Here is a 4,326-nt window from a genome sequence, read left to right as displayed (position 1 = left end):
CCCTCAGGAGATTCCCATGGCCAGCCTCCATGACCAGGACACCATCGCCGCCCTTGCCACGCCTCCCGGACGAGGCGGCGTCGGCATCATCCGCGTCTCCGGACCGCTGTGCGAGGCGATCTCCAAGGCGGTAGTGGGACAGTGCCCTCCTCCCCGTCGCGCCCACTACGGCCCCTTCAAGGGCGAATCGGCGGTAATCGACGAGGGCATCGTCCTCTACTTCGAAGGGCCCCACTCCTTCACCGGTGAAGACGTACTGGAGCTGCAGGGCCACGGCGGCCCGGTGATCATGGACCTGCTGCTCGAGCGCTGCGTGGCGCTCGGCGCTCGGCTGGCCCGCCCGGGTGAGTTTTCCGAGCGCGCCTTCCTCAACGACAAGCTCGATCTGGCCCAGGCCGAAGCGATCGCCGACCTGATCGACGCCAGCTCCCGGGCCGCCGCCGAGAATGCCCTGCGCTCCCTGCAGGGGGATTTCTCGCGTCGGGTCGAGGCGCTGGTGCAGCGACTCATCGAACTGCGCATCTACGTGGAGGCGGCCATCGATTTCCCGGAGGAGGAGATCGACTTCCTGGCCGATGGCAAGGTGGCCGAGCGGCTCAAGGGGGTGATGGCCGAGCTGTCCGCGGTGCGCGCCGCCGCCGGCCAGGGGGCGCTGATGCGCGAGGGCATGAGCGTGGTGATCGCCGGTCGGCCCAATGCCGGCAAGTCGAGCCTGCTCAACGCCCTCACCGAGCAGGAGACCGCCATCGTCACCGATATCGCCGGCACCACCCGGGACGTGCTTCGCGAGCACATCCACATCGATGGCATGCCGCTGCACATCATCGACACCGCCGGCCTTCGCGACACCCCGGACGCCGTGGAACAGATCGGCGTGGCACGGGCCTGGGCGGAGATCGAGAAGGCGGACCGGGTGCTGCTGCTGGTGGACGCCACCAGTACCGCCTCCCTCGACCCCATGGCCATCTGGCCCGAGTTCGTGGCCCGGCTGCCGGACCCGAGGCGGCTGACGCTGGTACGCAACAAGATCGACACCACCCGGGACGCTCCCGGTATCGAGTTATCCACAGCCACTCCGGTGGTGCGGCTCTCCGCCAGGACCGGCGCGGGTGTGGATAACCTGAAGGCGCATCTCAAGGAGGTGATGGGGTACAGCGGCACCACCGAGGGGCGCTTCTCGGCCCGACGGCGCCATCTGGATGCCCTGGACAGGGCGCGCCAGGCCCTGGAGAACGGCGAGGCCCAGCTGGCCGGCTTCGGCGCCGGAGAGCTGCTGGCCGAGGACCTGCGCGACGCCCAGCAGGCGCTGGGCGAGATCACCGGTGAGTTCAGCGCCGACGATCTCCTCGGCGAGATCTTCGGCAGCTTCTGCATCGGCAAGTAGTTCCTTCTACTCTCCCACCCACCATCCGCTACGATAGGACCCCGGGGCGCCCAGACTGTCTACCACCGGCGCCATCGCTGCGGCCAGCCGCTCATCGAGGCCCCAGGGCGGGTTGATCACCAGCATGCCGCTGCCAAACATGCCTCGCTCCCCTTCATTGGGCAACTGGCGGATGAATTCGCCATACCAGACCTTTCGCAGTCCGCCATCGCGGAGTCCCTCCAGCAGCTCACGGTGGCGTCCCGCCGGCAACAGCGGATACCACACCAGCACCACCGCATGCCGCGCCTTGCGCATCGCCTCAAGCAGCGTCTCGGCCACCTCGGCATACTCCGCCTTGCGCTCATAGCTGGGGTCGATGAGCACACAGAGCCTTGGCGTCTTCACCGGCACCCGCTGCAGCAGACCCTTGAGACCATCGCCGTGAATGCGTTCCACCGCCCCGGAAAACGGCAGCTGCGCCAGATGCTCGTGCTCACCGGGATGCAGCTCGAACAGCCACTGACGATCCCCCTTGCGCAGCCGGTGCCCCATCCACCAGGGAGAACCGGGGTAGTGGGTCAGGCGCGAGGGATCGGGCTGGGCACTCGCCAGAGCCGCCAGCCAGTCGCCCAGAAGCGGTTCGTTTGCCAATGCCTGGCGGGCCTTCCAGAGCGGAATGACACCTTCCCGATACTCCTGCAGCCTAAGAGCCTCTGTGGCATCGAGAGGATAGAGACCTCTCCCGGCGTGAGTATCAATGAACGTAATGCCAGTTTTTTTACGTAATTGATGATCGATGACCGCATGCAGGGTCAGGTGCTTGTGGACGTCGGCAAAGTTGCCGGCGTGGTAGGCGTGCTGATAGGAAAGCATGGAAGACGGTCCGTGAATCGGCAAGGCGATCGACAATGAAAGGGGCCCGCCACTTCCCAGTGGCGGGCCCCGGAGTCAGGGTAGTGAGAGCGCTACCCGAAAATCACTGAAACTGGCTTTCGATCGGCGTGAGAGTGATCTCGACGCGACGGTTCTGAGCTCGCCCCTCCTCGGTGGCATTGCTGGCGACGGGCTGGCTCTGGCCGTAGCCGCTCATGTAGAGACGATTGCGGGAGACACCCGACTGGGCCAGGTAGTTGCCGACGGCTTCGGCGCGGCGTTCGGAGAGGCGCTGATTGTAGTCGGCGTTGCCGGTGCTGTCGGTGTGGCCGGCGATATTGACGCGCGTATCGGAGTACTGGGTGAGGATCGATGCCACATCGTTGAGGGCGTTGCGGGCGCTCGTGGTGAGCTCACTGGAGTCGAAGCCGAAGGTCACGCTGCTCGGCATGTTGAGCACGATGTCATCCCCACGGCGATCCACCTGGATGCCGGTGCCCTGCGTGCTGTGGCGCAGTTCCTGTTCCTGGCGGTCCATGTAGGCACCAACGCCGGCACCGGCAGCGGCGCCCACGGCGGCACCGATCAGGGCCCGATCGCGGCGGCTGGTACTGCCGTCACCACTCAGCGCACCGGCCGCGGCACCCACGGCGGCACCGATGGCGGCACCCGTACCCGTTGTGGAACGCTGGGTCTGGCCGGAGTAGGGGTCGGTCGTGGCACAGCCCACCAGCAGGGCGGCGGCGGCAAGAGGAACGAACAAGCGAATGGGCTTGATCATGGAATCAGATCTCCTTTCAGTCATCAGGTGGCCCGGAAGGCATCCCTGCCGGGCAGTTGATCATTGATACTAGCTGCGATGAGTCTGGCGGACCGGTCACTCCCTGCCAATCAGCGCCAGCAATTCATTCAAGAATAATAGACCCTGAGGCGATGCCTGCAGTCGTTCGGTATCTTCCACAAGAAGTCCTTTTTTTCGGGCGCGAGTCAGGCGAGCCTCGAGCATGGCCGGTGAAAGGCCCGTGACTGATCGCCAGCAGGAGAGGGGCACCCCCTCGACCAGGCGAAGCGAGTTCATGGCGAACTCCAGGGCAAGCTCGCTCTGCTCGATCCGACTGCGGCCGGCCAAGAAGCCCCGGGGATCATGCTGCCGGCGCAGATAGGCCTCCGGCTGTCGCACCTTCCAGCGACGCTCGATCAGCAGGCCAGCGTCATCCTCTCGGGCACTCAACTTGCCATGGGCGCCGGCCCCGATGCCCAGGTAATCACCGAATCGCCAGTAGTTGAGGTTGTGACGTGAGCGCCGATGCGTGCGGGCGTAGGCCGATATCTCGTAGCGGGACAGGCCTGCGGCTTCCAGGCGCTCGTGTCCAAGATCCTGGATATCCCAGAGCACCTCCTCCTCGGGCAGGCGCGGTGGCCGGGAGTAGAACTCGGTGTTGGGCTCCAGGGTGAGCTGGTACCAGGAGAGGTGCTCGGGTGCCAATGACAGGCCCCTTTCCAGGTCATCTAGCGCCAACTCGGGGGTCTGCGCCGGAAGCCCGTGCATCAGATCGAGGTTGAGGTTGTCGTAGCCCGCCGCTCGCGCCTCGGCTACCGCCGCCTCGGCGTCACGGCCCGAGTGAATGCGGCCCAGGGCCTGCAGCTGATCATCCTGGAAGCTCTGGACCCCCAGGGAGAGCCGGTTGATGCCCGCCTCTCGATAGCCGGCAAAGCGCCCGCGCTCCAGGGTCCCGGGATTGGCCTCCAGAGTGATCTCGATATCAGGGGACATGGGCAGCCGTGCGGCGATACCGGCCAGCAGTTCCCGATAGAACCAGGCGGACATCAGGCTGGGCGTCCCCCCGCCGATGAAGATGCTGGCAAGTTCCCGACCCGCGGCCAGGGGCAGATCGGCATCGAGGTCCGTCAGCAGGGCCTCCAGATAGCCGGCTTCAGGCAGCGAGGCGTCCCGGCCAACACCGTGGGAATTGAAGTCGCAGTAGGGACACTTGCGCACGCACCAGGGCACATGCACGTAGAGCGCGAGGGGCGGCAGGGAGTTCATCGCGCCAAGTGGGCCTCGCCCAGCGCCTCGACCAGCGCCT

General features: G+C 66.0%; 4 protein-coding genes. 1 reads left to right on the top strand and 3 read right to left on the bottom strand.

All coding sequences use genetic code 11. The features are described from left to right. The first annotated feature begins 16 nt into the window (after positions 1-16). Complete coding sequence (gene mnmE / locus IBX53_RS14990) at positions 17-1,384, top strand: tRNA uridine-5-carboxymethylaminomethyl(34) synthesis GTPase MnmE (protein ID WP_290910838.1); 1,368 nt, start codon at positions 17-19, stop codon at positions 1,382-1,384. A 6-nt stretch (positions 1,385-1,390) separates the two neighbouring features. Here mnmE and IBX53_RS14985 read toward each other — a convergent pair whose 3' ends face one another. From IBX53_RS14985 to hemW, 3 genes are all read right to left on the bottom strand, one after another. Further along, positions 1,391-2,239 (bottom strand): 23S rRNA (adenine(2030)-N(6))-methyltransferase RlmJ, encoded by an 849-nt coding sequence (locus IBX53_RS14985; protein ID WP_290910833.1) that lies wholly within the window; start codon positions 2,237-2,239, stop codon positions 1,391-1,393. Positions 2,240-2,342: 103 nt separating this feature from the next. After that, the gene (locus IBX53_RS14980) at positions 2,343-3,020 is read right to left on the bottom strand and encodes an OmpA family protein (protein ID WP_290910830.1); all 678 of its coding nucleotides are present in this window, start codon (positions 3,018-3,020) and stop codon (positions 2,343-2,345) included. Between the two features lie 96 nt (positions 3,021-3,116). Beyond that, entirely contained in the window at positions 3,117-4,286 is a 1,170-nt protein-coding gene (gene hemW / locus IBX53_RS14975) for a radical SAM family heme chaperone HemW (RefSeq protein WP_290910835.1), read from the bottom strand. Positions 4,287-4,326 lie beyond the last annotated feature (40 nt).

It is taken from the genome of Halomonas sp. (assembly GCF_014859505.1).
GTDB lineage: Bacteria > Pseudomonadota > Gammaproteobacteria > Pseudomonadales > Halomonadaceae > Halomonas.
This window is presented reverse-complemented; position numbering and strand designations above follow the sequence as displayed.

What these genes read in the sequence shown, in the direction of transcription:
- mnmE (WP_290910838.1), top strand. Translation starts at nt 17, where the DNA reads ATGGCCAGCCTCCATGACCAGGACACCATCGCCGCCCTTGCCACGCCT.
- IBX53_RS14985 (WP_290910833.1), bottom strand. Translation starts at nt 2,239, where the DNA reads ATGCTTTCCTATCAGCACGCCTACCACGCCGGCAACTTTGCCGACGTC.
- IBX53_RS14980 (WP_290910830.1), bottom strand. Translation starts at nt 3,020, where the DNA reads ATGATCAAGCCCATTCGCTTGTTCGTTCCTCTTGCCGCCGCCGCCCTG.
- hemW (WP_290910835.1), bottom strand. Translation starts at nt 4,286, where the DNA reads ATGAACTCCCTGCCGCCCCTCGCGCTCTACGTGCATGTGCCCTGGTGC.